This is a genomic window from Micromonospora sp. NPDC049799 (assembly GCF_040656655.1).
GTDB lineage: Bacteria > Actinomycetota > Actinomycetes > Mycobacteriales > Micromonosporaceae > Micromonospora.
Map to the genome: position 1 here is coordinate 1 of NZ_JBFAMU010000523.1, position 3,419 is coordinate 3,419.

The 3,419-nt window shown below is 71.1% G+C and carries 4 protein-coding genes; 1 reads left to right on the forward strand and 3 read right to left on the reverse strand.

The features are described 5' to 3' along the window. Window positions 1-274: biotin/lipoyl-containing protein (locus tag AB0I76_RS25635; RefSeq protein ID WP_357040390.1), on the reverse strand; the 274-nt coding region annotated here is incomplete at its 3' end. A 72-nt stretch (window positions 275-346) separates the two neighbouring features. Beyond that, window positions 347-1,738: a dihydrolipoyl dehydrogenase gene (gene lpdA / locus AB0I76_RS25640; RefSeq protein ID WP_357040393.1), complete on the reverse strand. Its 1,392-nt coding sequence runs from the start codon at window positions 1,736-1,738 to the stop codon at window positions 347-349. A 177-nt stretch (window positions 1,739-1,915) separates the two neighbouring features. Here lpdA and AB0I76_RS25645 point away from each other — a divergent pair, with 177 nt between their 5' ends. Next, entirely contained in the window at window positions 1,916-2,245 is a 330-nt protein-coding gene (locus tag AB0I76_RS25645) for a hypothetical protein (RefSeq protein WP_357040396.1), read from the forward strand. 51 nt (window positions 2,246-2,296) lie between these two features. On the opposite strand, the gene AB0I76_RS25650 is transcribed toward AB0I76_RS25645, so the two are convergent. Beyond that, the coding region (locus AB0I76_RS25650; protein WP_357040399.1) for a leucyl aminopeptidase at window positions 2,297-3,419 on the reverse strand (1,123 nt) is incomplete at its 5' end.

Below are 3,419 nucleotides of genomic sequence, written 5' to 3' on the forward strand. Positions count from 1 at the left end.
CCTCCTGCGGGGCCTCGCCGCCGCCGGCCGCGCCGCCCTCACCGTCGATGACGGCCAGCTCGCTGCCGACCTCGGCGGTCTCGTCCTCGCCCACCACGATCCGGGTCAGCACGCCGGCCGCGGGGGACGGGATCTCGGTGTCGACCTTGTCGGTCGACACCTCGAGCAGCGGCTCGTCGACCTCGACGGTGTCGCCCTCCTGCTTGAGCCAGCGCGTGACGGTGCCCTCGGTGACGCTCTCGCCGAGCCGGGGCATGGTGACCGATACCGGCATCTTCCAAAACTCCTTCAGTCCCTGGTGCGATCTCGCCCGTCTGCCGCCGGACGCCGCGGAATCAGTTCTCGATCAGGCGTGCGCGTGCAGCGGCTTGCCGGCGAGGGCCAGGTGCGCCTCGCCCAGGGCCTCGTTCTGCGTCGGGTGGGCGTGCACGAGCTGCGCCACCTCGGCCGGGTACGCCTCCCAGTTGTAGATGAGCTGGGCCTCACCGACCTGCTCACCGACCCGGGCGCCGACCATGTGCACGCCGACGACCGGTCCGTCGGAGACGCGCACCAGCTTCACGAAGCCGGTGGTCTTGAGGATCTGGCTCTTGCCGTTGCCGCCCAGGTTGTAGTTGTAGGTCTTGATCTTGTCGGCGCCGTACTGCTCCTTGGCCTTCGCCTCGGTCAGACCGACCGACGCCAGCTCCGGGTCGGAGTAGGTGACCCGCGGGATGCCGGCCTCGTCGATCACGGCGGGGTTCTGGCCGGCGATCTCCTCGGCGACGAAGATGCCCTGCTGGAAGCCGCGGTGGGCGAGCTGGAGGCCGGGCACGATGTCGCCCACGGCGTAGACGTTCGGCACGCTGGTGCGCAGCCGCTCGTCGGTCAGCACGTAGCCGCGGTCCATCTTGACGCCCTGCTCCTCGTACCCGAGGTTGGCGGTGTTCGGGCCCCGGCCGACCGCGACCAGCAGCAGCTCGGCCTCGACCGTCTCGCCACCGGCGATGGTCAGCCGGACGCCGTTGTCGGTCTTCTCGACCTTCTCGAACGGCTTGCCGACCTTGAAGTTGATCTTCCGCTTGCGGAAGGCCCGCTCCAGCGCCTTCGACGACTCCTCGTCCTCGGCGGCGACCAGCCGGGGCAGTGCCTCGACGATCGTCACGTCCACGCCGAAGGATTTCCACACGCTGGCGAACTCGACGCCGATCACGCCACCGCCGAGCACGATCGCCGACGCCGGGACCCGGTCCAGGGTCAGGGCGTGGTCGCTCGTCAGGATCCGCTCGCCGTCGATCTCCAGGCCGGGCAGGCTCTTCGCGTACGAACCCGAGGCCAGGATGACGTTGCGCCCGGTGTAACGCTTGCCGTCGACCTCGACGGTGTTCTTGGCGACCAGCTTGCCGGCGCCGGCCACGAAGGTGATGTTCTTCGCGCCGCCGACCAGGCCCTGCAGGCCCTTGTAGAGACGGGCGACCACGCCGTCCTTGTACGAGTTGACGGCGGTCATGTCGATGCCGTGCAGCTCGGCCTTCACGCCGAACTGCTCCGACTCGCGGGTCTGGTCGGCGATCTCCGCCGCGTGCAGCAGCGCCTTGGTGGGGATGCAGCCGTTGTGCAGGCAGGTGCCCCCGAGCTTGCCCTTCTCGATCAGGGCCACGGAGAGGTCCAGCTGGGCGGCACGCAGCGCCGCCGCGTAGCCGCCGCTGCCACCTCCGAGAATGACGATGTCGAAGGTCGCTTCGTTCGGCTCGCTCACGTCCAACTCCCAGGTCGCGTCGCTGCATCGGGGGTTACGGCGGAGTAACAGACACACCCCACCTCGGTCATCTTGTCACCACCGCCCGCAGCCCGCGTACCGAGGTGCCCAACGACACGTCGTCGACACGTACGCTTGTCACCGGCTTCGATGACGCGGTGTGTGGGGAGACGACCGGTGGGACTGTTCCGACGACGGAAGAAGGCGGGCGCGGTCAGCCTGGACCGGGCGGCCGACCGTGCCGATCTGGACCACCTCGAGACCTTTGTCCGGACCCGACGGGGCGTCGAGGCGTTCATCGAACCCCGCACCACGGTCACCGAGACCACCGTCATGCTGATCGCCGACGACGGGGAGTGGACCCGCCGCCGCGTCGACGGGCCGGACGGGGCGCGGCGCTTCGCGTACCGGGTGGGCATCCCGGTCTACGACGTACGCCTGGTCGGGTACCCGCAACGCATGCGGGACTACAACGAACGCCGCAAGCGCCGCCCCGAGCTGTTCTGAAACGGCGGACGGGGCGCCCGGCAGGGGCGCCCCGTCCGTTCCGCGTACGCCTCAGCCGTTGGCGACCACGTCGTCGATCAGCTGGAGCAGCGTGCGGACCGGGACCCCGGTGCCGCCCTTGGTCCAGTAGCCGGTCGCCTCACCCGAGTGGTAGCTCGGGCCGGCGATGTCGATGTGCGCCCACGCCACGTCCTCGCTGACGAACTCGCGCAGGAACACCCCGCCCTGGAGCATGTGCCCGGCCCGGTCCATCCCCGCGTTGACCTGGGAAATGTCCGCGACGTCGGACTCCATGCCCTTGCGCACGTCGTCCGGCAGCGGCATCGGCCAGGCGGGCTCGCCGACCGCGTCGCCGGCCGTCCGGACCCGCTCGCAGACCTCCGGGGTGCCCATCACGCCGGCGATGCGCTTGCCGAGCGCGACGACCTGGCCGCCGGTCAGCGTGGAGGTCTCGAAGAGGTAGTCGCAGCCGTCCGCGCAGGCCCGCGCGATCGCGTCGGCCAGGACCATGCGGCCCTCGGCGTCGGTGTTGAGCACCTCCACCTTCTTGCCGTTGAACATGCTGATCACGTCACCCGGCCGGTACGACGAGCCGGACGGCATGTTCTCCGCCATCGGCAGGTACGCGGTGACCGGCACCGACGGCTTCAGCGCGGCGACCGCCAGCATGGTGGCGGCGACCGCGGCGGCGCCACCCATGTCGGACTTCATCTCCCACATGCCCTGCGCCGGCTTGATCGAGATGCCGCCGGTGTCGAAGGTGATCCCCTTGCCGACCAGCGCGACCCGCTTGCCGGTGCCGCCACCCGCCGGCGTGTAGCTGAGCTTCACCAGGCGCGGCGGGGCCTCCGAGCCCTGCCCGACGGCGATGATGCCGCCGTAGCCGCCGGCGGCCAGGGCCGCCTCGTCGAGCACCTCGACATCCAGCCCGGCTTCCCGGGCGGCGGTGGCCACGGCGTCGGCGAACGCCGGCGGGCGCAGCTCGTTCGGGGCGGTGTTGACCCAGTCCCGGGTGAGCCGGACCGCGTCGGTGACCGCCCTGGCCCGGGCGACCTCGGCCGTCGCCGTGGCGTCCCCGGCGTCCGGCACGGCCACCAGCACCTCGGCGACCGGCTCCCGCCGGGCCGGCTGCGGGCGGGTCTTGTAGCCGGCGAAGCGGTACCCGCCGAGCAGC